At 63.0% G+C, this 24,580-nt stretch carries 23 protein-coding genes; 7 read left to right on the top strand and 16 right to left on the bottom strand.

Going from position 1 to position 24,580, the window contains the following annotated elements:
- Position 1: 1 nt before the first annotated feature.
- The 5 genes from ACODSR_RS03570 (at position 2) to ACODSR_RS03590 (ending at position 7,964) form a co-directional block, all read left to right on the top strand.
- Entirely contained in the window at positions 2-1,477 is a 1,476-nt protein-coding gene (locus tag ACODSR_RS03570) for a TolC family outer membrane protein (protein ID WP_489073785.1), read from the top strand.
- A 37-nt stretch (positions 1,478-1,514) separates the two neighbouring features.
- On the top strand, positions 1,515-2,021 hold the full coding sequence (locus ACODSR_RS03575; RefSeq protein WP_489073787.1) for a DUF2497 domain-containing protein: 507 nt from the start codon (positions 1,515-1,517) through the stop codon (positions 2,019-2,021).
- 108 nt (positions 2,022-2,129) lie between these two features.
- On the top strand, positions 2,130-3,269 hold the full coding sequence (add, locus tag ACODSR_RS03580; RefSeq protein WP_489073789.1) for an adenosine deaminase: 1,140 nt from the start codon (positions 2,130-2,132) through the stop codon (positions 3,267-3,269).
- 45 nt (positions 3,270-3,314) lie between these two features.
- Positions 3,315-6,281: a valine--tRNA ligase gene (locus ACODSR_RS03585; protein ID WP_489073790.1), complete on the top strand. Its 2,967-nt coding sequence runs from the start codon at positions 3,315-3,317 to the stop codon at positions 6,279-6,281.
- Between the two features lie 231 nt (positions 6,282-6,512).
- Complete coding sequence (locus tag ACODSR_RS03590) at positions 6,513-7,964, top strand: MATE family efflux transporter (protein ID WP_489073792.1); 1,452 nt, start codon at positions 6,513-6,515, stop codon at positions 7,962-7,964.
- 9 nt (positions 7,965-7,973) lie between these two features.
- Here ACODSR_RS03590 and ACODSR_RS03595 read toward each other — a convergent pair whose 3' ends face one another.
- Positions 7,974-9,629: an ATP-binding protein gene (locus ACODSR_RS03595; protein ID WP_489073794.1), complete on the bottom strand. Its 1,656-nt coding sequence runs from the start codon at positions 9,627-9,629 to the stop codon at positions 7,974-7,976.
- Between the two features lie 195 nt (positions 9,630-9,824).
- Between ACODSR_RS03595 and ACODSR_RS03600 the strand changes: the two genes are divergently transcribed.
- Positions 9,825-10,916 (top strand): acyltransferase family protein, encoded by a 1,092-nt coding sequence (locus tag ACODSR_RS03600; protein ID WP_489073796.1) that lies wholly within the window; start codon positions 9,825-9,827, stop codon positions 10,914-10,916.
- Here ACODSR_RS03600 and ACODSR_RS03605 read toward each other — a convergent pair.
- From ACODSR_RS03605 to ACODSR_RS03665, 13 genes are all read right to left on the bottom strand, one after another.
- Positions 10,894-11,898 carry an LLM class flavin-dependent oxidoreductase gene (locus ACODSR_RS03605; protein ID WP_489073798.1) on the bottom strand — a complete coding sequence of 335 codons (1,005 nt, stop codon included), beginning with the start codon at positions 11,896-11,898 and terminating at the stop codon, positions 10,894-10,896. The two genes, ACODSR_RS03600 and ACODSR_RS03605, sit on opposite strands and share 23 nt — an antisense overlap.
- A gap of 46 nt (positions 11,899-11,944) precedes the next feature.
- A complete protein-coding gene (locus ACODSR_RS03610; protein ID WP_489073800.1) occupies positions 11,945-12,385 on the bottom strand; it encodes an Hpt domain-containing protein in 441 nt (146 codons plus the stop codon).
- Positions 12,386-12,630: 245 nt separating this feature from the next.
- Complete coding sequence (locus ACODSR_RS03615; RefSeq protein WP_489073802.1) at positions 12,631-12,870, bottom strand: sulfurtransferase TusA family protein; 240 nt, start codon at positions 12,868-12,870, stop codon at positions 12,631-12,633.
- Between the two features lie 5 nt (positions 12,871-12,875).
- Complete coding sequence (gene der, locus ACODSR_RS03620; protein WP_489073804.1) at positions 12,876-14,240, bottom strand: ribosome biogenesis GTPase Der; 1,365 nt, start codon at positions 14,238-14,240, stop codon at positions 12,876-12,878.
- Positions 14,241-14,368: 128 nt separating this feature from the next.
- Entirely contained in the window at positions 14,369-15,718 is a 1,350-nt protein-coding gene (locus ACODSR_RS03625) for an outer membrane protein assembly factor BamB family protein (protein WP_489074152.1), read from the bottom strand.
- Positions 15,719-15,732: 14 nt separating this feature from the next.
- On the bottom strand, positions 15,733-16,431 hold the full coding sequence (locus ACODSR_RS03630) for a tetratricopeptide repeat protein (RefSeq protein ID WP_489074154.1): 699 nt from the start codon (positions 16,429-16,431) through the stop codon (positions 15,733-15,735).
- Positions 16,432-16,507: 76 nt separating this feature from the next.
- A complete protein-coding gene (gene panB, locus ACODSR_RS03635) occupies positions 16,508-17,380 on the bottom strand; it encodes a 3-methyl-2-oxobutanoate hydroxymethyltransferase (RefSeq protein WP_489073806.1) in 873 nt (290 codons plus the stop codon).
- A 58-nt stretch (positions 17,381-17,438) separates the two neighbouring features.
- Entirely contained in the window at positions 17,439-17,774 is a 336-nt protein-coding gene (locus ACODSR_RS03640; RefSeq protein ID WP_489073808.1) for a type II toxin-antitoxin system RelE/ParE family toxin, read from the bottom strand.
- Complete coding sequence (locus ACODSR_RS03645; RefSeq protein WP_489073810.1) at positions 17,767-18,048, bottom strand: type II toxin-antitoxin system Phd/YefM family antitoxin; 282 nt, start codon at positions 18,046-18,048, stop codon at positions 17,767-17,769. Before ACODSR_RS03645 ends, ACODSR_RS03640 begins: the two co-directional genes overlap by 8 nt.
- 110 nt (positions 18,049-18,158) lie before the next feature.
- Positions 18,159-20,618 (bottom strand): TonB-dependent receptor, encoded by a 2,460-nt coding sequence (locus tag ACODSR_RS03650; RefSeq protein WP_489073812.1) that lies wholly within the window; start codon positions 20,616-20,618, stop codon positions 18,159-18,161.
- 160 nt (positions 20,619-20,778) lie between these two features.
- Positions 20,779-20,967, bottom strand: a complete 189-nt coding sequence (locus ACODSR_RS03655; protein WP_294136866.1) for a YezD family protein — start codon at positions 20,965-20,967, stop codon at positions 20,779-20,781.
- Between the two features lie 102 nt (positions 20,968-21,069).
- Positions 21,070-21,738: an RBBP9/YdeN family alpha/beta hydrolase gene (locus ACODSR_RS03660; protein ID WP_489073815.1), complete on the bottom strand. Its 669-nt coding sequence runs from the start codon at positions 21,736-21,738 to the stop codon at positions 21,070-21,072.
- Between the two features lie 162 nt (positions 21,739-21,900).
- Complete coding sequence (locus ACODSR_RS03665) at positions 21,901-22,266, bottom strand: PRC-barrel domain-containing protein (protein WP_489073817.1); 366 nt, start codon at positions 22,264-22,266, stop codon at positions 21,901-21,903.
- An 88-nt stretch (positions 22,267-22,354) separates the two neighbouring features.
- Between ACODSR_RS03665 and ACODSR_RS03670 the strand changes: the two genes are divergently transcribed.
- Entirely contained in the window at positions 22,355-22,786 is a 432-nt protein-coding gene (locus ACODSR_RS03670) for an OsmC family protein (protein ID WP_294136863.1), read from the top strand.
- Here ACODSR_RS03670 and ACODSR_RS03675 read toward each other — a convergent pair.
- Entirely contained in the window at positions 22,758-23,636 is an 879-nt protein-coding gene (locus tag ACODSR_RS03675; protein WP_489074156.1) for a DMT family transporter, read from the bottom strand. The two genes, ACODSR_RS03670 and ACODSR_RS03675, sit on opposite strands and share 29 nt — an antisense overlap.
- Positions 23,637-23,733: 97 nt before the next feature.
- On the bottom strand, positions 23,734-24,552 hold the full coding sequence (locus ACODSR_RS03680; protein WP_489073819.1) for a class I SAM-dependent methyltransferase: 819 nt from the start codon (positions 24,550-24,552) through the stop codon (positions 23,734-23,736).
- Between the last annotated feature and the right edge of the window lie 28 nt (positions 24,553-24,580).

Below are 24,580 nucleotides of genomic sequence, written 5' to 3' on the forward strand. Positions count from 1 at the left end.
CATGACAGCAAAGCGACCTAATTTCCGGCGGACCACCGCTACAGCCTTGCTGTTGCTATCCTCTTGCCTGGCCGGTCCGGCCATGGCCGAAACGCTGCAAGGCGCGCTGGCGAAGGCCTATGCGTCCAACCCGACGCTGACCGGCGCGCGCGCAGGGCAGCGGGCGACCGATGAAAATGTGCCGATCCAGAAGGCGGGCGGGCGTCCTGCGGCGGATGTGAGCGCCAGCTTTTCGGAGAGCATCCTCAAGCCCACCATCAGCTTTACGTCGCCCCAGCGCACTGTGAACGCGCAGGCGCAGTTGAGCGTGCCGATCTATTCGGGCGGGGCCGTCCGCAATGGCGTAAAGGCCGCCAAGGTCCGGGTCGAGGCGGGGCAGGCCAATCTGCGCGGCACCGAAGCCAGCATTTTTTCGCAGGTTGTCGCTGCCTATATGGACGTGATCCGCGACAGCGCGATCGTCTCTCTCAATCAGGCGAATGTGAAGGTGCTGGAGGTCAATCTCCAGGCGACCAACGACCGGTTCGAGGTGGGTGACCTGACCCGCACCGACGTGGCGCAGTCGCAATCGCGGCTGGCGCTGGCGCAGGCCGATTTGCAGACGGTGCAGTCGAACCTGATCACCAGCCGCGAAAATTATATCGCGCTGGTTGGCGAAGCGCCCGACATGCTGGAGCCGCCGCCGGTTCTGCCGGGGCTGCCCGCCACGCCCGATCTGGCGGTGCAGGTCGCGCTGGTCGACAATCCCGACATTGCGGCAGCCAAGAAAGTGCGGGAGGCCGCTAGCTATGATGTGCGGGTGGCCAAGTCGGCCAATCTGCCTGCCATCTCCGGCTTTACCCAGGCGGGCTATACCAATTATCTCAATACGCTCGACAATGGCACGGCCGGGGGCGGATCGCAGATCAATAAACAGGCGCAGGCCGGCGTTCAGCTGAGCATCCCCCTCTATCAGGGTGGTCGCCCCGCCGCGCAGGTGCGCCAGCGCCAGGCACAGGAATCGCAGGCGATCGAGCAGGAGATCCAGGTCGAACGCGGGGTCATCGCCCAGGCGCGCGCCGCCTATGCCAGCTGGCAGGCCTCGCTCAAGGCGATCGAGTCCAACGAGAAAGCAGTCGAGGCGGCCAGCCTGTCACTGGAAGGCGTCCGGGCCGAAAATTCGGTCGGCACCCGCACTATCCTCGACATCCTCAATGCCGAGCAGGAGTCGCTTAACGCCCGCGTTCAGCTGGTGTCGGCACGGCGTAATGCCTATGTCGCCGGGTTCAGTCTGCTCGCCGCCATGGGCCGTGCCGAAGCCGACGATCTGGGGCTGGCCAGTGGCACGCTTTACGATCCGATGGTCAATTATGACCGGGTGAAGGGCAAATGGTTCGACTGGGACTATGGTGCAGCGCCCTTGCCGGTTGCCACGCGCACCGTTGACACGCTGCCACAAAACGCCAATGTGAGTCCCGAAACGGCACAACAGCCATAAGCGGCTGCAATTGCGGGGCCGATAGTCAGGGGACGGCATGGGCGACATGACAAAGGAACCCTCGATGGAAGAGATACTCTCGTCCATCAAGCGGATCATCGCCGAGGAAGGCGAGGAGGCGGTGCAGGCTGCGCCCCGCCGCGGCCGGGCTGATCCCGCGCCCAAGTCCCTGATCGAACCGGGCGAACCGGCGCCTGCACCCTTCGTCCCTCTGGTCGACGAAGTGCTGGAACTGACCGATGAGGTCGTGGTGGAGGATGTGATGCCCGCTCCCAAAGCTGCTGCCAAGGCGACGCCGGTGGCCAAGCCTGTCGTCGCAGCGGACGAATCGATCCTGTCGGTCGAAAGCGAAGTCGCGGCGCGTCATTCGCTCTCCGCTCTCTCTTCCATGCTGGTCGCCGCCCCCGAAGGCGCGGATAATACGCTCGACGGGTTGGTTCGATCGATGCTGAAACCCATGCTCAAGGAATGGCTCGACGCCCGCCTGCCTGCATTGGTCGAGGATATGGTGGCCAAGGAAATCGCGCGCATAACCGCGCGCTGAGCCGCATCCCCTCCCGCTCCATTTTTTGATACGGGGCGTGGACTATATCATGATGGACATGCGCCGCCCGATCCCCGGATAGACAGACGGGTTTTCAGGGGATTGGTGATGATGTTGAGCAGACGCGGCCTGGTTCGTGGCGTAGTGGGCGCATCGCTCGCCGCGATGGCGCCCTCCCTTCCGGCGTGGAGCGCGGTGGCCCAGCAGGCGGGCGATGCCGCCGACATGGCCCGCTTCATCGCCGCGCTGCCCAAGGCGGAATATCATGTCCATCTGGAAGGTACGCTGGAAGCGGAGATGAAGTTCGCGCTGGCACAGCGTAACGGGCTGGACCTGCCCTTTGCCGATGTCGCCGCGATGAAGGCCAGCTATATCTACCATGACCTGCCGAGCTTTCTGGCCATCTATTATGACGGCATGAAGGTGTTGCGCACGGAGAAGGATTTTCACGATCTGGCCTATGCCTATCTGGCGAAGGCCGCGTCACAGAATATCCTTTATGCCGAGATGTTCTTCGACCCGCAGGAGCATCTGAAACGCGGTGTGCCGATGGCGGCGGTGATCGGCGGTATTACCAGCGCGCGGGCGGCGGCTGCGGCGCAACTGGGCATCGGGTCGCAGCTCATCCTCTGCTTCGTGCGCGATCTGTCGGCGGAATCGGCCATGGCGGCGCTCGACGCGGCCCTGCCGTTTCGCGATCAGCTGGTCGCGGTCGGGCTGGATTCGGATGAGAAGGATCATCCGCCGATCAAGTTCGCCGCCCATTTCGCCAAGGCGCGGGCGGCTGGGCTGAAGGTCACGGCGCATTGCGACCTCAACCAGAAGGATATTTTGGCGCATATCCGCCAGGCGATTGTCGATATCCGGGTCGACCGGATCGACCATGGCGGCAATATATTGGAATCGCCGGAACTGATCGCGATGGCGAAGGCGCGGAACCTGTATTTCACTGTCTGCCCCAGCTTTTCCGGCACGGTGCGCGGGGAGAAGCCGCCGGTCGATGTGGTGCGCGGGATGCTGGACGCGGGCCTCAACGTCACCATCAATTCGGACGATCCGGCCTATATGGGCAGCGAATATCTCAATGAAGTGCTGGTGAAGGCGCAGGCACGCAGCGCGCTGACCAAGGCGGAACTGGTGCGGTTGCAGCGCAACGCCTTCAACGCGGGCTGGATGAGCGAGACGCAGCGCGCCGCCTGCCACGCGAAGCTGGACGCCTTCGCCAGGGCGCAGGGCGTGGCAGGATAATAGTTTCGCTGGAATGGAAGGGGAAGGGCCATTAAGGGCGCTTCCATGACCGATCTGCCCAAAACATTCGACCCCGCCGATATCGAAGCCCGCTGGTATAAGCATTGGGAGGCGAACGGCCTGTTCCGCCCCGAACGGCCGGACGCGCAGCCCTATACCATCGTCAATCCGCCACCCAATGTGACGGGCAGCCTGCATATCGGCCATGCGCTCGACAATACGTTGCAGGACATCATGATCCGCTACGAGCGGTTGCGCGGCAAGGACGCCTTGTGGGTGGTCGGCACCGACCATGCGGGCATCGCGACCCAGATGGTGGTCGAGCGGCAGATGAACGCCAAGGGCGAGAAGCGCACCGATTACACGCGCGACGAATTTGTCGCGAAGGTGTGGGCGTGGAAGCAGGAAAGCGGCGGGACGATCACCGGTCAGCTGCGGCGGCTGGGCTGTTCGATGGATTGGAGCCGCGAACAATTCACCATGGACCCGCATTTCAGCAAGGCCGTGGTCAAGGTGTTCGTGGAACTGCACCAGCGCGGCCTGCTCTATCGCGACAAGCGCCTCGTCAACTGGGACCCGCATTTCCGCTCCGCCATTTCCGATCTGGAGGTGGAGACGAAGGAGACGCAGGGCGGTTTCTGGCGCTTCACATATCCGCTGGCCGATGGCGTTCGCCTGGCCGACGGGGCGGACCATATCGTGGTCGCGACGACGCGGCCTGAAACGATGCTGGCCGACATGGCGGTCGCGGTCCATCCCGATGACCCGCGCTATCAGAGCGTGATCGGCAAGGAGATCCTCCAGCCGATCACAGGGCGGCGGTTGCGGATTGTCGGCGACGATTATGCCGACCCGGAACTGGGGTCCGGCGCGGTCAAGATCACGCCGGGACATGACTTCAATGACTTCGAGGTCGGCAAGCGCGCAGGGATCGCGGCGGGCGCGATGCTCAATATGTTCGATGCGGACGCCAATGTCGTGCAGACGGCGGATGGGCTGGTGCCGGACGCCTATCTGGGCCTGCACCGCTTCAAGCGCGACGGCGTGGAGGGCGCGCGTGAGGCTGTGGTGGCGGAGATGAAGGCGCTGGGCTTCCTCGCGCCGCATGTCACCAAGAATAAGGAAGGCGAGGAGGTCGCTACGGACTTCGAGCCGCGCGTGATCCAGACCCCGTTCGGCGACCGGTCCGGCGTGGTGATCGAACCCTGGTTGACCGATCAATGGTATGTCGACGCGGCCAAGCTGGCCGTCGCGCCGATGCAGGCGGTGCGTGACGGGCGGATCGAGATCGTCCCCAAGACATGGGAAAAGACTTTCTTCAACTGGATGGAGAATATCCAGCCCTGGTGTGTGAGCCGCCAGCTATGGTGGGGGCATCAGATTCCGGCTTGGTTTGGGCCTGATAAGGACAATCTCGTTGATGCGGTCATCAAAGGGTATCCGCACAACATCGAGCTTTCTTATCCTGATGACCAAAGCTTTGTTGCGGCCGATGAAGAAGCGGTAATCCTTCGTGCAAAAGAATATTATGGCGCGGATAAGGAAATCGGCATCGTAGGGTATCACTCTATAGATTTTGTACCCGATGTTTGGCTTCGCCGCGACCCCGACGTCCTCGACACCTGGTTCTCCTCGGCGCTGTGGCCGTTCGGGACGCTGGGCTGGCCGGAAGGCGCAACAGAAAAGCCCCTCCCCTTCAGGGGAGGGGTTGGGGTGGGGCCAAGCAGTCAGGCGTCACCTCTGGGGCAAAGCCCCACCCCCAGCCCCTCCCCTGAAGGGGAGGGGAGCCAATCGCTCGTCTCCCGCCACTATCCCAACGACCTGCTCATTTCCGGTTTCGACATCCTGTTTTTCTGGGACGCGCGGATGGCGATGCAGGGGATGGAGTTCATGGGTGATGTGCCGTGGCGCAAACTCTATCTCCATGGCCTTGTCCGCGCGGCGGACGGGCAGAAAATGTCCAAGTCCAAGGGCAATGTGGTCGATCCGCTGGGCCTGATCGACAAGTTCGGGGCCGATGCGCTGCGTTTCTTCATGAGTGCGATGGAGAGCCAGGGCCGCGACGTGAAGATGGATGAGAAGCGGGTCGAGGGCTATCGCAACTTTGCGACCAAGCTGTGGAACGCCGCGCGCTTCCTCCAGTCGAACGGGGTCACTGCATCGACCAGCATCGACGCGCCTGCCGCCACGCTGCCGGTCAATCGCTGGATCATCGCCGAGACGGTCGCGACCGTGCAGGCGATCGACACCGCGCTCGCCGACCTGCGTTTCGATGCGGCGGCCAACGCCATCTATCATTTCGTCTGGGACCAGTTTTGCGACTGGTATATCGAGCTGACCAAGCCTGCTTCGAGCGGAGCCGAGAAGGGCGCGATGGATGACGAGACCCGCGCGGTCGCGGGCTGGGCGTTCGACCAGATATTGGTGATGCTCCACCCGTTCATGCCCTTCATCACCGAAGAGTTGTGGCACCTGACCGGCGACCGCGTCAACGCGCTGATCGTCGCGCAATGGCCCAAGGTGCTGGCGGCGGTCGATACGGACGCGCAGGCGGAGATTGACTGGCTGATCCGGCTGGTCAGCGCGATCCGTACCGGACGGACCGAACTCAATGTGCCGCCGGGCGCCAAGCTGCCGATGGTGGTGCGCGACGGGTCGGAAGAGACGCATCGTCGCCTCGACCGGCAGGGCGCGGCGCTGGCGCGGCTGGGTCGGATCGAGAGCCTGACGTTCGGCGAGCCTCCCGAAGGTGGTGCGGCGCAGATCGTGGTGGATGAGGCGACCTTCATCCTGCCGCTGGAAGGCGTGATCGACATCGCTGCCGAAAAAGCCCGTCTCGCCAAGGCGCTGGCCGCGGCGGAGAAGGAGCGGGATGGTCTGGGCGGGCGATTGTCCAACCCCAGTTTCGTCGAGAAGGCCAAGCCCGAAGCCGTCGCCAAGGCCCGCGAGGATCATGCCGAAAAAACCGCCGAGGCGGAAAGGCTGAAAGCCGCGCTGGACCGGTTGGGGTAAGTTTGTATCTGTAGGCGCTGAGACAGAGGCGATCATATCCTTTGCAAGCCATCCTCCCCTGCAAGGGGAGGTGGATGGCCGCAGGCCAGACGGAGGGGTGTCACCCTATCGATAGGGTGACACCCCTCCACCATCGGCTACGCCGACGGTCCCCCTCCCCTTGCAGGGGAGGATTTTCGGGAACGGGTCTGCAAAGGAATCGACGCATCGGGGCAGGGTTGGGGAATGAATATGGCGGCAGGCACAGCAGGCGCAAAAGACCTGACGCAGGGGCCGATTGCGTCCACGCTGCTGCTGTTCGCCATTCCCACGCTGGCGTCGAATATCCTCCAATCCCTGAACGGCTCCATCAACGCGATCTGGGTCGGGCGGTTTCTGGGGCCGCAGGCGCTGGCGGCGACGGCCAACGCCAATATCATCATGTTCCTCATGTTCTCGGTCGTGTTCGGTTTCGGCATGGCGTCCACCGTGATGATCGGCCAGTCGATGGGGCGGCGGGATATTGACGCGGCGCGGCGCGCGTTCGGGTCGGCGGTCGGTTTCTGCATGGCGATGGCGGTCGTGGTTTCGACGGCTGGCTGGCTGGGCGCGCCGGTGTTGCTGCGGATGCTGGCGACCCCTGTGGAAGCCTATGGCATGGCGCTGGTCTATCTGCGCGTCATCTTCGTTGCGATGCCCGCCAGCCTGTTGTCGGTGATGATCATGATGGGGCTGCGCGGGGTGGGTGACGCGCGCACGCCGCTCATCTTCATGATCGTCAGCGTGGCCATGGACCTGATCCTCAATCCCGTGCTGATCCTGGGGCTGGGGCCGTTTCCTGCGATGGGCATTGCCGGATCGGCGACCGCGACTGCCGTGGCGGGCTTTGTCAGCCTGATCGGCATTATCGCTTACACCTATGCCAAGGATCTGCCGCTGCGATTGCGCGGCCCGGAACTTGCCTATCTTCGCCCCGCAGCGGACCAGATGGGGGTGTTGTTGGGCAAGGGGCTACCGATGGGCCTGCAGATGATCGTCATGTCCGCGTCGGGGCTGGTGATGATCGGCCTCGTCAATCGCGAAGGGCTGCTGGTGACGGCGGCCTATGGCGCGTCGCAGCAGCTATGGACCTATCTCCAGATGCCCGCCATGGCGATGGGCGCGGCGGTCAGCGCGATGGCGGCGCAGAATGTCGGCGCGGGCCGGTGGGACCGGATCAGCCGGATCACCGGGGTCGGCATCGGCTATCAATTGCTGATTACCGGCACGATGGTCGCGGTGATGCTGATATTTCACGAGCCGCTGCTGGGGCTGTTCCTGGGCGATAATGGCGCGGTGATCGCCGAAGCGTGGCACATGCAGTTGCGGGTCAGCTGGAGCTTCATCGCCTTTGGCTGCACCATGATCCTGTTCGGGGTGATGCGCGCCAATGGCGTGGTGGTGAAGCCGCTGATCATCCTGATCTTCACTTTGTTCGTGGTGCGGATCGGCTTTTATTATGTTGCCTATCCACTGATCGGGCCGGACGCGTTGTGGTTCAGCTTCCCGGCCGGGTCGTTCGTGTCGCTGCTGCTGGCGTTCCTCGTCTATGCCCATGGCGGCTGGCGCAAGGCCAAGCTGCTGGTGCCGGTGCATGAGGAAGAATGTCGCGAGGCCGTGAACAGCGAGGCTGAACCTGCCGGGCGGATTGCGCCGACAGGGTGAAGGGAAGGGTCAACGCCCCTGATTGCGCCAGCGGGTGATGGTGCGGTCGAGGATGGCGTCCTCGCCGCCGGACAGGCGCCATAGTTCGGTGAAGCTGGGGTCGCCCGATGCGGGGCGGCGATGTTCTTCCAGATTGTCGAGCGCGACGCGGATCGGCACCGCGACGCCTTCGCCGCAGATGATCGCTTCCCGATTGCGCAGCGCGGGGATGGAATCGAGGAAACCGCGCGCGCCTTCGGGCATGGCGGCTTTCACAAAGGCCTGGTCGCGGTCGTTGTTCAGCCGCATCGAAATGATGGTACCGCACTGCGACAGCACGCCTTCCGCCAGATCAGACGGACGCTGGGTGATGAGGCCCAGCGAGACGCCATATTTACGGCCTTCCTTGGCGATCCGTTCCAATATCTTGCGCACCGCCTGACCCGCGCCGGTGGTGCTGTTGGGGATGTAGCGATGGGCTTCCTCGCAGACCAGCAGGATCGGCCGTTGCGGTTCGTCGCGCGCCCAGATGGCATAGTCAAACACTAACCTCGACAATACCGACACGACGGTGGAAGTGATGTCGGACGGCATGGCCGACACGTCGATGATGGAGATCGGCTTGCCGTCCGATGGCAGGCGGAAAATCTTGGCGATGAAGGCCTGCATCGTGTCGGCGACCAACATGCCGGAGAACATGAAGCTGTAACGCGGATCGGCCTTGATCTCGTCAATCTTGGTTTTCAATCGCATATAGGGCAGGGAGTTGGTGCCCTTGTCGAGCTTGCCCATTTCATTCTGGAGGATGGAGGTCAGGTCGGACAGCAGATAGGGGATCGGCGAATCGACGGTCAGGCGGCCAATCTGTTCGGCTAGGCGATTTTTCGAGCGCGCCGCCAGCAGGCATTTGGCGAGAATGTCGCAATCGACGGTGCGTTCAGAACCGGACGAGGTGACGAACACCTCGCAATGTTCCTCGAAATTCATCAGCCAGTAGGGCAGGGCCAGATTGTTGATGTCGAATACCGCGCCGTTGGTGGCGAAGGCCGCGCCATATTCGCCATGCGGGTCGATCATGACGATATGCCCCTGCGGCGACAGGTCGCAGATGCGGTGCAGGATGAGGGCCGCACTGGTCGATTTGCCGGTGCCGGTGGAGCCGAGCAGCGCGAAATGCTTGCCCAGCATCGAATCGACATAGAGGGCGGCGCGGGTATCGTTGGTGGGATAGACGGTGCCGATTTCGACATTGGGGCGGTCGTCGGCGGCATAGATTTGCTGCATGTCGCGGCCCGACACGGGGAAGATATCGGTCCCCGGCGTGGGATAGCGGGTGACGCCGCGGCGGAAGCGATAGATGCGGCCGGTCAGCTTTTCCTCATCGCCCTCGCCCAGAAAGTCGATGTCGGCGATGATGCTCTTGCTCGCCTGATCCAGCGTCATCGCGCGCACGCTGGCGACGAGCCAGCAATTGCCCACGCGCATCTTCACCTGGCTGCCGACCTGTCCGGCCATTGCGGTGCACGGATCGGGGTCCTGCCCCAGCACGGCGAGGCGCGTGGCGTCGATCATCACCTTGGAACTGGAGCCGGCAATCTGGAACACCATACCCATGGCCTGCCCCAAAGCGGGGTGCGCGGAGGATGCAGCATTGGCAAATTGATGTGCGCCCGGCATCTGGGTCATGAGCCTTTGTCGTCCCTTCGACCGGAGCGGCTTCCGGCAAACAGGGACTTATCTAGGCGATAGAGGTAAAGATTGGCTTATAGTCGCACAGGGTTAATGCGCGGTAGACACAGGTCCGAAACGGATCGACATCAGGCAGCGCGGAACAGCGGGCCAGTTGGCGCATTATTGCCGCGTAACAGTCAGGATCTTTGCTTGTCCGAAACGATAGTGGCCGATGGAGCGCGTCGCTCCGACGCGATCGCCATAGCCCGTGTCATCTCTATCCTTGGCGTCGTCTATGTCCATGCCTGGACCGGGCAGAATGGCGAGGCGCTCGACGCGCTGCGCGGCACTGGGCAGGAGAGTCTGCGCTGGGCGCTGATGGAGATATTCGGGCGCAGCGCGGTGCCGCTGCTGGGGCTGATTTCCGGCTGGCTGATCGCCGGGTCGGAGAGCGCGCGGCACTGGTCGGGTCATGTCCGGCGCAAGGCGCGGACGATAGCGTTGCCGATGATCCTGTGGAACGGGCTGGCGATCCTGCTGGTGTCGGGCACGGCCTATTTCGCGTCGCTGAGCGCGCCGGTGCCGACGTCGCCCTGGTGGGTGGTGGAGGAGGTGCTGATCGTCAGCCGCAATCCTGACATCAATGTCCAGATGCCGTTTTTGCGCGACCTGTTCCTGTGCATGGTTGCCGCACCGCTGCTGGTGCGATCGCCGGGATCGGCGCTGTGGCTGGTGGTCATGGCGGCGGTAGCGGCGCATGTCGCAGGACTGGGACCGCCGGTGCTGATGCGGGCATCGATCCTGTGCTTCTTCACGCTCGGCATCCTTGCCCGGCGTGGCGGGTGGGAGCGGCGCGCGATTGCACTGCCGCTGGGGGTAGCAGTGCTGCCCTTTGCGCTGCTGATCAGCGTCCAGCTTCATGTGATGGTCGGGCTGGCGGAATTGCCGCCTCTGCCGGTGCGCAATGCCATCGATCTGGCGGTGCGGATCGCGGCGGCTCTCGCCTTCTGGCGGCTGGCCTGGGCGCTGGCGGGGAGCGGTGTGCGTGGCGTATTGCTGCGGATCGAGCCGTTCGCCTTCTTCCTCTTCTGCGCGCACCTGATCCTGATCTGGCTGTTTGGGCCATTGCTGGGCCAGATGTTCGGGCCGCTCGGATCGCCGTTCTATCCAGTCTATCTGCTGATCCAGCCGCTGCTGGTGCTGGGCGCGGTCATGCTGATCGCCACGCTGCTGCGCCGGATCGCGCCCGGCGCAGCTTCGGTGCTGAGTGGCGGACGCCTCAGGCCGGTTCGCGGGCGGTAAGCGCCTGCACGGCGGCCATGGCGATAGCGAAGCTGTGCTTGCGCGCCTGCACATCGTAGATCTGGCCGGTGAGGATCAACTCATCAACCTGGGTGCGGCGCAGAAAGGCGGCAATGTCGCGCTCGACATCGGCCTGCGTGCCGATGCTGGACGCGCTCAGCACATCGGACAGCATGGCCTGTGTCGGCGGTGGCATGCTGTCATAATAGCCTTCCACCGGGGGCTGGAGCTTGCTTGTCTGCCCGGTGCGCAGCCGCACGAAAGCCTGCTGCATTGAACTCGCCAACAATTGCGCTTCGTCCGCGCTGTCGGCGGCAAAGACATTATAGCCCGCCATGACATAGGGATATTTGAGCTGCGCCGACGGACGGAAATCGCGGCGGTAGATCGCGATCGCCTCGTCCAGCGCGCCCGGCGCGAAGTGGGAGGCGAAGGCATAGGGCAGCCCCAGCGCGGCGGCGAGTTGCGCGCCATAGAGGCTGGACCCCAATATCCACAGTGGTACATCCTCACCCGCGCCGGGCGTCACCTCTATGCCCAGCCGCTCGTCGCCTGCAAAATAGGCCTGCAACTCCATCACGTCGCGCGGGAACTGGTCCGCTCCACCAGCCAGATTTCGGCGGATCGCCTGCGCCACCCGCTGGTCGGAGCCCGGTGCGCGGCCCAGCCCCAAATCGATCCGACCGGGAAACAGCGCGGAGAGCGTGCCAAACTGTTCGGCGATCAGCAACGGGGCGTGGTTGGGCAGCATGATGCCGCCTGCGCCGATGCGGATGGTGGAGGTGGCATGGCCGATATGCGCCAGCACGACCGAGGTTGCAGCCGATGCGATGCCGGTCGCGCCATGATGTTCGGCGACCCAGTAGCGATGATAGCCCAGCGCTTCTGCATGGGCGGCAAGGTCGGCGGCGTTGGCCAGCGCGGTTGCGACGTTGTCGCCTTCACGGACGGGGACCAGGTCGAGCAGGGAAAAGCGTGTCATGCCCACCATATGGGGGCATAGTGGGTTTTATTTCAATACGGAAAAATCAGACGGCGCGGCCAAAGCCCTGTGCCGGGGTGTCCGCGCGACGGCCAAATGTCACCGGACGACGCGCCACCAGCGGGTTGGCGTCGCGGTCCAGCAGCGCCATCGTCTCAGAAAAACAGGGGCGCAGCGCCACGACGGTTTCGATCAGTTCGTCCGGGCTTTCCCGCGTTTCCACGCAGCGGCGGGCGACCATCTCAATTTCTTCGGCCATGGCACTCAGCCGATAGGCGCCAAATTGCGCCGATTCGCCCTTGAGCGTATGGGCGGGCGTCACCAGCGCGGCGGCATTGCGGGCGCGAAAGGCATCCTCGATCGCGCTGATGGATTTGACACCATCTTCACGGAAATAGCCAAGGATGCGCAGAAATGCCGTACCCAGCTCACCGCGGGTGCGTGCAAAATCGCTCCAGTTCACCAGATCGGTTTCTTGATGGGGCACCCGTGCCACTCCTTGCTCTACAGGCAAGAAAATAGGCGGTGCGCGTAAACAGAGCGTTAAAGCGTGGCGAAGAGCAATGGATTGTTCGCTTCAATTCGGCGCGATGCAAAGGCGATCATGCAGTTTGCAAACAGACATTGGCGTTTTGAACGACGCTCATCCTCCCCCGGCGGGGGAGGTGGATGGCCGCAGGCCAGGCGGAGGGGTGTCACCCTATCGAGAGGGCGACACCCCTCCACCATTTGCTACGCAAACGGTCCCCCTCCCCTTGCAGGGGAGGATTTAATTGCCAATGCAAACCGATCGGGAGCAAGCACGGCAAAGGACCAGCCATGCTGCCGGGCGAGCGCTTCCAGTTCGCGCCCGGCAATCGGGTCGTCCGCTTCGATCACTATAGCGTGCGTATCGCGCATGGCCCGTGCCGCGCGCAGGGCGGGCCAGGGACATTTCATGCCGCGCGCATGGACGATGACCGGGTCGGCCATCGCGCCTATTTGCCGAACGGGTTTTTGGCGCTGCGCAGCGTCAATCGCACCGGCACCGCGCCAAAGCCCAGTTCCTTGCGGATGCCATTGACCAGATAGCGGCGATAGCTTTCGGGCAGGTCGTCAAGCCGCGTGCCGAACAGGATGAAGCCGGGGGGACGGGTCTTGGCCTGGGTGATGTAACGCAGCTTGATCCGCTTGCCGCCGGGCGCTGGCGGCGGATTGGCCTCCAGCGCGCTTTCAAACCAGCGGTTGAGGACGCCGGTGGACACGCGCTTCGACCAGGTGGTGCGGGTTTCGAACGCGACGCGGATCAGGTCGTCCAGCCCCTTGCCGGTTGCCGCCGACACGGTCATGATCGGCACGCCGCGCACCTGCGCTAGGCCGTCGAACAGCGCCTGCTTGATGCCCTGGTAGAGGGCCGAACCATGTTCGACTGTATCCCATTTGTTGAGCGCGACGACGAGCGCGCGACCTTCCTCCAGCACCTTGTCGGCGATGCGCAGATCCTGCGCCTCCAGCCCGCGCGTCGAATCGAGCAGCAGCACGACGACTTCGGCGAAGTTCACAGCGTTCAGGCCATCGGTAACGGCCAGCTTCTCCAGCTTGTCCTGCACCTTGGCATGTTTGCGCATACCGGCGGTGTCGATCAGGCGGACAGGGCGTTCCTGGCCTTCGTCGCTGATCCACATCCAGTCGACGGCGATGCTGTCGCGGGTGATGCCCGCTTCCGGCCCGGTCAGCAGGCGGTTTTCGCCCAGCAGGCGGTTGATCAGCGTGGATTTGCCCGCATTGGGGCGACCGACAATGGCGAGCTTGAGCGGCGCGCTCTCGTCATCCTCGTAAAATTCCTTTTCGTGCGGCTCGTCATCTTCCTTTTCCAGATGCGGCAGCAGTGCCTGGAACAGGTCGGCCAAGCCCTGGCCATGTTCGGCGGAAAAGGGGATCGGTTCGCCCAGCCCCAGGCTGAAGGATTCCATCACGCCATCATCGGCGGCCTTGCCCTCCGCCTTGTTGGCGACCAGCACGACCGGCGCGTCATTGGCGCGCAGCCAGCGGGCGATTTCCTCGTCCAGCGGGGTGATGCCCGCGCGTGCGTCGATCATGAATAGGGCCAGGTCGCAATTTTCGACCGCCGCCTCGGTCTGCATCCGCATCCGGCCGGGCAGGCTGTTGGCGTCCTCATCTTCATAACCAGCGGTATCGACGATGATGAAGTCCAGGCCAAGCAGATGCGCCTCGCCCTCCCGCCGATCGCGGGTGACGCCGGGCTGGTCATCGACCAGCGCCAGTTTCTTGCCGACCAGGCGGTTGAAGAGGGTGGACTTGCCCACATTGGGCCGCCCGACAATGGCTACTGTGGGCAGCATGGAGGCCCGTTTCCTTCTGACAAATTCAAAATCGACAAACGCCGTGCTCCCGCGACGGCGGGAGTCCAGTCCGAATGGTGGAACTGGACTCCCGCCTTCGCGGGAGCACACTAGCATATGTGTTGCTCTTAGCGGAGTGCCGTCAATTTTCCATCATCGGCAAGCAGATAAAGCATGTTGTTGGCGACGATGGGCGAGAGCGACATGGAGCGATCCATGTCCACTTCGGCCTGCACGCTGCCGTTGGTGGGATCGACATAGACCATCTGGCCGCGTGTGGACACGACGATCAGGCGATTGCCCGCCAGAACAGGGCCGGTCCAGCGGATCGCCTTGTCCTTCTTCTTTTCTTTCTGCCAGCGGCGCAGCTGGCTGACCCAGCGGATCTTGCCGGTGGCGCGCGCGACGCAAAGCAGGCGGGCGTCGCTGGTGACGACGAACACCCATTCGCCGACCACCGACGGGGTGGAAATGCCCGCAATATTGATTTCCCACAGGCGCTGGCCGCTGGTCAGCTCATAGGAAGCCATGCGACCGCCCTGTCCGATCGCAAACACGCGGCCACGGTCGATCACCGGGTCGGCATCAATGTCGGTCAGCGATGCAACGGCGGTCGAAATGCTGGTGCGCGAGAGGGCGTCGCCCCACAGGGTGCGGCCATTTTCATAACGATAGGCGGTCAGTTCGCCGGAGCTGTAGCCTGCGATCACCGTGCCTTGGGCGGCTGCGGGGGCGGCGACGCCGAACACGCCGGTCACCTGCAACGTGCCGCTGTCGGTCCACTGGGTTTCGCCATCGGACTGGTTCAGCGCGAAAATCTGATTGTCCTGACCCATCACATAGACATGGCCATTTTCCAGCGTCGGCGCGCCGCGAAGCGGCCCGGCCAGATGCTTCTTCCAGATGATCGCCCCGTCGGCGGTGTTGAGCGCGAATACGTCGCCAAGGCCAGTGCTGGCGAACACCCGGTCGCCCAGCACGCTGACGCCGCCGCCGAAAAGCGAACGGCCATTGCCCTTGCCCTCGGCAGGCAGGCTGGTCTGCCATAATTTGCCGCCACTCGCCGCGTCAAACGCGATGACATGGGCGCCCGCGTCGGTCACGAACAGCTTGCCGCCCGACACGACCGGCGACGCGGCAAGGCGCGCCTGCGGCGAGCTGCCCTTGATCGAGGCGCTCCACACCTGCGTGGGCGATCCGCCCAGTGAGACATTGCCCATCGCCTTGGACGGGTCGCCGCCCGGCTGCGCCCATTGTTCGTTGACATAGGGGGCGGGCAGGCTGACCGGCACGTCGGCCAGGGCCGGTTCAACCTCGACACCCTGTTCATTGTTCAGGATGGACACGCGATTGCCCAGCACCGGGGTCTTGGGACCGCCCTTCTTGCCGCCGACAATGCCGCAGCCGGCCAGCAGCGCGATCATCAGGGTGAGCGTTACGGCGCGGCCAATGGGCGCTTTATTCTTCATGCTGTCCATTCCCATGCGCTCATTCATCCCTGTGCCGGATCAGCGGGCAATTCAACCGCGTCGATCCCAAATAAACCTGCCATCTGTCGCGCGCGTGAACGGATCGACTGGGGCACATTGGCGTCCTTGGCGATTCCGGCGAACAGCGGCCCGGCGAGGTCATTCTTGCCCATCTTCATATAGGCGATGGCGACCAGCTCGCCCGCGCTGCCGAACCAGGGCGCACCCTCGATCGCCAGCGGTTTCAGGCGATCGACGATCTGCTGCGGCTTTAGCGTTTCAAATTGCAGTGCGGTCTGGCGGATCAGCGCCAGATCACGATAGGGCTGGTCCAGCCCGGTATCGGCGACCATCGCGCCATAGAGCGCGATGGCGCCCTTGGCGTCGCCCTTGCGCGAAGCGGTGCCGGCCTGCACCAGCAGCGCCGAGGCGCGATAGCCCGGCTGGCTGGCCTTGGTCAGTGCGTCCAGCTGCTTGGCATCGGGCGTGCCGCCGCCGGTCGCGGTCGCCAGCACGGCGTCCATCTGTTCCGACATGGCTTCTGATTGGGTCTTGCTATGATGTTGCCAGTAGAGCCAGCCGCCAAAGGCCGCCAGACCGACGACGACCGCGACCAGGATCCAGCGCCCATAGCGCTGCCATACGGTCAAAAGCTGGTCCTGACGGACCGCTTCATCGACTTCACGCATGAAGGCTTCGCTATTTTGCGGCGTCAGGGCCACGATATTCTCCGGGACATGGATCAAAAACAGGCAGGCAGAAGGCGCGATCAATAGCGGCGCTTATGCCACAGGCAAATCACTTTTTCGGGCGATAGACCTGTTCTTCGGTCGGAAAGCTGCGCGCCCGCACATCGGCGGCATAACGCTCTGCTGCGCTGGTGATGGTTTGCGCGATGTTGTCGAAGCGTTTGACGAAGCGCGGCACCCGTTCGAACATGCCCAGCATATCTTCGGTCACCAGCACCTGCCCGTCGCAATGGGCCGACGCGCCAATGCCGATCACCGGCACATCGACGCTGTCGGTGATGGCAACGGCGAGGTCCTCCATCACCCCTTCCAGCACCAGGGCAAAGGCGCCCGCCTGCGCGACGGCGCGGGCATCAGCCATGATCTTGGCATGTTCTTCCTGGCTCTTTCCCCGCGCGCCATAGCCGCCGAGCGCGTTGACCGCCTGCGGGGTCAGGCCGACATGGGCCATGACCGGGATGCCACGCTGGCTGAGGAAGGCGATCGTTTCCGCCATGACCTGCCCGCCTTCCAGCTTGACCGCCGCCGCGCCGGTTTCCGCCATGATGCGGCTGGCGCTGGCAAAGGCCTGCTGCGGCGAGGCTTCATAGCTGCCGAACGGCATGTCGACGATGACGACGCTGTGATAGCTGCCGCGCACAACCGCCGCGCCATGGGCGCACATCATGTCGAGTGTGACGGCGAGGGTGGAGGGCAGGCCGTAAATCACCTGCCCCAGCGAATCGCCGACCAGCAGCATGTCGCAATGCGGGTCGAGCAATTGCGCCTGCCGCGCGGTGTAGGCCGTCAGCATCACCAGCGGCTCTGCGGTTTTCCCCTCAAATTTGCGCCGCTGGATGGCGGGCACGGTCAGGCGCTTCATCGGCGCAGGGGTGGGATTGGCGCGGCTGGTCGAGGTGTCGAGCGTGAAGGTCGTGGACATGGGGGCGCTCTACCGCACCGTGGCGCGGCGCGCAAATGCCGGAGGAGCAGGGGTGGTCTTACTGGCCCAGCAGGCGTTGGCTCAACAGTGCTTGCATATCACGGCGGCCATCGGCGATCATGAGGATGAGGACGATGTCGTCCACGACGCTGTACAGGAGGCGATAGGGCGGATGGACAATTTGCCTGCATTCCTTGGTGCCGGAAGCCTCCAGTTCCTGCGGAATGGACCCACGCAGCGGATAGTTTCGCAACGCGAGAACACGCTCGTTCAATTGGCTCAGAAGTTCATCGGCTGCTTCTACGGATCGGACCTCTGCCATATAGGCGTGGATCGCGCGCAAATCGGCGTGCGCGGCCCTGGTCAGGATCACCTTGTAGGGCGCGTCAGTCATCTTCGGCGTGACGCCGGGATTTCAGCTGTTCCACTGCTTGTTCCCAAGGGATGGTACGACCGGCTCTTAAATCTTCCATTCCCAACGCCAGTATCTTGAGCATCGCCAATGTTTCCTGGATCTTTTCATAATCGCGAATGTCCTGCACGATGGCCTTCGCCTCGCCATTTTGGGTGAGGATCATCGGTTCGGCACCCTCGCTGAGGTCGGCGAGGATTTCGGCGGCATTTGCCTTGAAATAGCTGATCGGTTTGATCCGGGTGGAATAGCGCATGATGGTGATCCTTGATCAAATTCGGACCATATATAGTCTATTGCGCCCCACAACGCAAACGGGGCGGCATTGCTGCCACCCCGCCGGGGGTGAGCTGGATAATTTGGGGATCAGAAGCTGAATTTGATCGTGCCGCCCCAGCTTTGCGGATCGCCGGGCTGGCCGGCGATCAGGCCGGTGTTGCCAGGCGCGACCTGCAGGGTTTCGATATAATCGACGTCGAGCGCGTTGCGGACCCAGCCGAACACATCGAACCCTTCGCCCCGGAAACCGGCGCGGAAGTTGGTCAGCGCATAGCCCTTGACGTTGGTGTAGATGGACGGTGAGGCGTTGCTGTTCCAGTGCGATCGGTAATTGCCATCGACGCCGAAATAGACCTGTCCTTCCTTCGCCAGCAGCGTCATCGGCTGGTTGATCTCCGCGCCATAGGAGAAGGCCCATTTGGATACGCCGGGCAGGTCGGCACCGGAAATGTCGCACTGGCGCGGGCTGAGCGCGCCCGGAACGCCCGGCTGCGAATAGTCCGGCGTCGCATTGGCCGCCTGGAACGTGCCGCCCGACAATTCGGGTGGGCAGGGCGCGTCCACGAACTTCTTATATTTGGCGTCGGTATAGGCACCATTGGCATAGGCGGTGAAGCGGTCGCTGGCGACGATCTTGAAGTCTGCTTCGATCCCCTGCGACCGGACCTTGCCCGCATTGGCGAGGTAGCCGCGCACCGTGCCGAACTGGCCGCCATTCACCGTTGCCTGGAAATTCTTGATGTCGGTGCGGAAGGCGGTGAGGTTGAAGGTCGCCCGGCGATCGAAGAACTGGGTCTTGAGGCCGATTTCATAATGGTTGACCGATTCCGGCTTCACCGTGCTGGCGTCATAATTGACACTATTGTCGGCGTTGAGCGGCAGGCCGTTCTGGTTGATCCCCAGCGTCTTGAAACTCTTGGCATAGGTCGCATAGGCCAGCACGTCGCGGGCGATCTTGTAATTGATGTTGAAGTCGTAGGTGAAATTCCATGCGCTGTCGGAGGGCGCGCTGACCTGTGGCTGATAGACGCCACATTGCTGGGTGGTCCCCTTGATGGTCCCCGGTTCAGCGACGGTTGTGCAGCTGATGGCCTGCCCCTGGGCGTTGGTGACGACGCGCTGATAAAAGCCCGATTTCTTGTCATAGTTCAGGCGCAGGCCCGGCTGGATCGTCAGGGCGTCCGTTACTTTCCAGCTCAGCTGACCGAACAGGGCGGCACTGTCGGCCTTAAGATATTGGGTGTTGCTAGCGGTCAGGCCTGCCAGCGTCGCCGGGATGTTGGCTGGATTGGCCGGATCGGTCGATGGTGCCAGGCTCCATTGCGCAGCGGCGTTGCCCTGCTGCTCGGTGCCTTGCGTGTCGATCCGCTGCTTGAAGCCGAACAGGCCGAGGACGAAATCGACATGCTGGCTTTCGTAATTATAGCGGAATTCCTGGCTATATTGGTCCTGCTGTGAGGGGTTTTGCGATTTCGAGACGATCGACAGGCCGGTAAAGTCGCGGTCATTTTCCGGCTTCCAGTCCCAGAAGCGCCAGGCCGTGACGGAAGTTAGGGTGCCGGGACCAACATCCCATTTGATCTTGGCCGACACGCCGCCAATCTTGTTGCCAGCGTTTAGGTTGCTATCCAGATCAGTCAGCCGGTCATAGGGATTGCGGCTGGGGACGACATAATTTTGCGCGGCGGCGAGTGCGTCATATTGGCGATTGAGCGGGCGCTGGGTGCGACCGACGCGCACAAAGGTCGTGCCGCAGCATTCGGGGTCCTGCTTGCTGTAGTCGCCCGACAGGGTGATGCTGAAATTGTCACTCGGCTTGAACAGCAACTGACCGCGAAGGCCAAGATTATCCTGTTCGTTGATCCAGCGCTGGCTTGTCACATTGTAGAGTGTGCCGCGACGGCTGGTCGATGCCATGGCAATGCGCACGGCGACCGTGTCGGACAGAGGACCGGAGACAGCGGCCTTTGCCTGTTTGAGGTTGAGATTGCCGACAGTCAGTTCGGCGCGGCCCTCAAAATTGAAGGTCGGCTGGTTGGTCGTGATGTTGATCGCGCCTGCCGTGGTGTTCTTGCCATAGAGCGTGCCCTGTGGCCCGCGCAGCACTTCGACCTGCGCGACGTCGAGAAAGTCGAATGTCGCGGCGGCAACGCGGCTGTTATAAACATCGTCGACATAGATGCCGACGCCCTGTTCAAAGCCGTCGCTGGTCAGGCCGAATGGCACGCCAAGGCCACGAATGTTGACCGAGGTGTTGCGCGGGTTGGTGGTGTAAACCTGCAAGGTAGGCGCGAGCTGTTGCAGCTTGACGATGTTGAAATTGCCGGTCGCTTCAATGCTGTCGCCACGGACCACGGAAATGGCCAGTGGCACTTGCTGCGCACTTTCCTGACGGCGGCGGGCGGTCACGACGATGACGTCGCTGCGCGGGTTCTGCGTTTGCGCGGCCGGGTCGACCGGCTGCGGCGTGGTGTCCTGTGCAAAGGCGGCAGGCGTGATGAAGGAGGTGCTTGCCACGCTGGCAAGCAACAGAAAACGCGCAATCATATTGGTCCCCTTTTCCGGCGGTCCGGTGTTGAATCGATCGCGGCGTTTCCGGTGGCCCGGTCAAAGCCTGTAATTTCAGGGTGACGCTCAATAGTGCGGCTCACCCCCTTGCCGCCTGGGTCATGATGACCCGGTAGCCCCGTTTACTCGCCCTCCGCTGTCAGCTGGTCAGGCGCGTCTTTTCGGTCACATCGATCTGGACCACGCGGGCGTCATGGACGGTCAGCGTGATCGATCCGAATTTCAGGCCCGCCAACACGCCGCGCACCTTGTCGATGCTGATCGTGATGTCGGACCGTTGTGCGTCGGTGCGACCGTTGCGGAAGTCAGTTGGTCTTGTGTCAGTCATGCGTACCTCTTTCCGCACATTATCTCAACTAAATTGATAGACAAAAAAGTAAATATAAGGGGCGCTCAAGTTTCTCTTGTCGCGCCCCTTGGGGTTCAAAGATCACAAATGGGCGCGAAGGCCCGCAGAGATCAGCGTCTGCCGCGCGAGCGGAATGGCTGGACGGGACTGGCGCATGGCGGACGCCTGTGCCTGGGCATTGTCGATCAACCGTTCGAGCAGTCCCTGCCCAAACGTCCATTGGCCAAGGCCCGAATCGGCGTTGATGTGACCGACATGGCCTGCATCGACAAATTCGCTGCCCCAATATTTGCCAATGCTGTGGGCGCGCTCGAAGAAGATGTAAGGGTCGTCCCGGCTGGCCACCAGGATGGACGGGAAGGGCAGCGGCGCGCGCGGGGTAGGGCCAAAGCCGCCAATCGTTTCGGGCGTTTCCATCCGGTCGCAATCGGGCGGCGCAACCAAGAGCGCGCCGGTCACGGGCCAGCCATAAGCCTGGCTTTGCAAAGCACCCCACCAGGCGACGGCCATGCAGCCCAGGCTGTGGGCGGCCAATATGACCGGGCCGTTGGCGGCGCGGATCGCTGCATCCAGCCGCGTGACCCAGGCATTGCGGTTGGGGCTGGCCCAGCTGCCCAGATCAACCCGCTCGCAATCGCCGCGTGTTTCCTCCCACAGGCTTTGCCAATGGCACGGCCCGCTATTGTTAAGGCCAGGGATGGTCAGCACGACCGGCTGGCGCGTGTCACCCGAAAATCCGAATCGCTCCATGGTCTGATCCTCATCCTGTCTATCCAGGACATGAGGATAATTCTATTGTTATGGTAGACAATGGACAAGCGACAAAATGTGTCGAAATCTGGGCGACCGGAAAGCGCAGGCGGGCAAGTGGCTTTGCCGCCACCGCCCGTCCGCCAGCCAGCCAGCCAGCCCTTACCAGGGGTAGATCAGACCATAATATTGATAGACGTTGCGGCCATAGCCATCGTCATAATCGGGGCGTTCGTCGGCCATGTGCCGCGGCGCTTCATCCAGCAGCTTGCGGTCCAGATCGACCACATAGCCGCCCTGCTGCGTGTCGTAATTCAGCATCGACCAGGGCAGGGGATAATGGTCATGCCCCATGCCCAGAAAGCCGCCAAAGGACAGCACCGCATAACGGACCTGCCCTGTAACCTTGTCGACCATGAAGTTGGAGATTTTGCCGAGCTTTTCGCCCTGCCGGTTATAGACGGCGGTGCCCTCTACCCGATCGGATGCGATTAGCTCGCCATGATTTTCCAGTGTTGCGTCGGACATTGTCACTCTCCTGCACAAGAAGGATCATAAGGATGCAACTACGCGGCTGCCCGCGGGTTCCTTGTGCGCAAGAGCAGGAGATAGAGTCATGAAGATCAATCGCAGCGGATCAGCGGTATGGAGCGGCGGGCTGAAGGACGGCAAGGGCGCGATATCGACCCAGAGCGGTGCGCTGGATGCCTATCCCTATGGATTTGCCACCCGTTTTGAAGGCGTGCCGGGCAGCAACCCCGAAGAACTGATCGCCGCCGCCCATGCCTCCTGCTTCACCATGGCGCTGTCGCTGATCCTGGGTGAAGCCGGGCTGACCGCATCCAAGATGGATACGAAGGCGGTCGTCACGCTGGAAAAGCTGGACGATGGTTTTGCCGTCACCGCCAGCCATCTGACGCTCAAGGCCAGCATCCCCGGCGTGGATGATGCGACATTTCAGGATCTGGCGGGCAAGGCCAAGGCCAATTGCCCGATTTCCAAATTGCTCAAGGCCGACATCAGCCTGGATGCAGAGCTGTTGTCCTGATCCGCGCCGCCTTGCCGCGGATATGTTCGCGCCAGGCAATATAGAGACCGCTGGCGATGATCAGGCTTGCCCCGATCCAGGTCGTCGCCAGCGGCCATGGCTCGCCGATCGCAAGGCCCAGCAGCGTCGTCCAGATGATCGCGCTATAGTCCATCGGCAGCACTACCGATACCGGCCCCCAGCGTAGGGCTGCGGTCAGACACAGCTGGGCGATGCCGCCGAACAGGCCGATCAGCAGCAATAGCCACCATGTGACCGGATCGTGCATCTGCGCGAAGAAGGGCATGGCGATGCCGAGCGGGATCATCGACAGCGTCGTGAACCAGAACACCACCACGCCCGCGCTTTCGGTCCGGCCAAGTTCCCGCAGCACCAGGCTGACGCTGGCCGTCACGAAGGCGGCGGCGATGGCGACCGCGACCCCCTGTAGCGGGAAATGGCCGGCATCGGGCCGGATCATCACCAGCACGCCGACAAAGCCGATCAGCACGGCGGCCCAGCGATGGACGCCCGTCGCCTCCCGCAGGATCAGCGCCGACAGGATCGTGCCGAAGATCGGCATGGTAAAGCCGATCGTTGCGGCTTCGGCGGGCAGCAGCAGGATATAGGAGAGGAAATTGAGCAACATGCCGCTCAGCCCCAGCATCATGCGGCTGGCATGGACGCGGATGCGGTTGGTGCGCACGGTGCGCAGTCCGTCGGCCATCGCCACCCAGCCGAGCACGAAGGGCAGGGCGAGCGCCTGGCGATAGAAAAGCGATTCGACGACATGCACGCCCCGCCCATCGACCACCCGCACGGTCACGAACATGATCGACAGACAGATGACGGCGGTCAGCCGCAGCCCGATGGCAAAGAGCGGCCGATGCGGTCGGGATTGGGGCGGGGACGGCGTCACCGCTCCGCCTTAACCCGGTTGCGCCGTGGCGCAACCGGGTTGGGTCTATTTACAGCGGCTTGACGAATTTGAGCGTCATGCGATCGCTCTCGCCGATCGCCAGATATTTGTCGCGATCGACATCCTTGTTGGTCAGCACAGGGGGCAGGGTCCATACGCCGTTGGCCCAATCCGCCGTATCCTTGGGATTGGCGTTCACTTCCGACGCGCCGACATAAGTGAAACCGGCGGCCTCAGCGATGCGGCGGATGGTCGAGACTTTGAGGTAGCCGCTGGTTTTTTCCAGCGCGCTGTCGCGCCCTTCGGGCAGTCGATGATCGACCACGCCCAGCGTGCCGCCGGGCTTGAGCATCGCAAAGAAGGCCGCGAAGGTCGCCGCTTCCGTGCCGCCCATCACCATATTATGGACATTGCGGAAGGTCAGCACTGTGTCCACGCTGTTGGCGGGGATCGTCGCGGTCTCTTCGGGATAGGGAACCACCGTCACCTTGTCATAGACGGCTGGCTTGGCGGCCAGGAATGTCTTGTAGCCGTCCAGATAGCGACCGGTGGGTTGCAGCGCGTAGAATTTGCCCTGATCGCGCAGCAACGGCGCCAATATTTCGGTATACCAGCCACCGCTGGGCGAATATTCCACCACAGTCTGGGTCGGTGTCACACCGAAAAAGGCCAATGTTTCAGCCGGGTGGCGATATGCGTCACGCGGCACATTGGTTGGCGTGCGGCTGGGCGCGGCGACGGCGGCGGCAATCGGGTCTGCCGCCTTGTGCGCGGCATGATCGCCATGGCCGGCATGTTGGGCCAGCAGGGGCAAAGCGGGCAGGGCAAGGCCGGTCAGCAGCAGTCCGGCACGGGCGAGACGGTTCATCGGCAGTCCTCTCTTGATAGGTCAGGAG

This window comes from Sphingobium sp. FG125, from assembly GCF_057809795.1.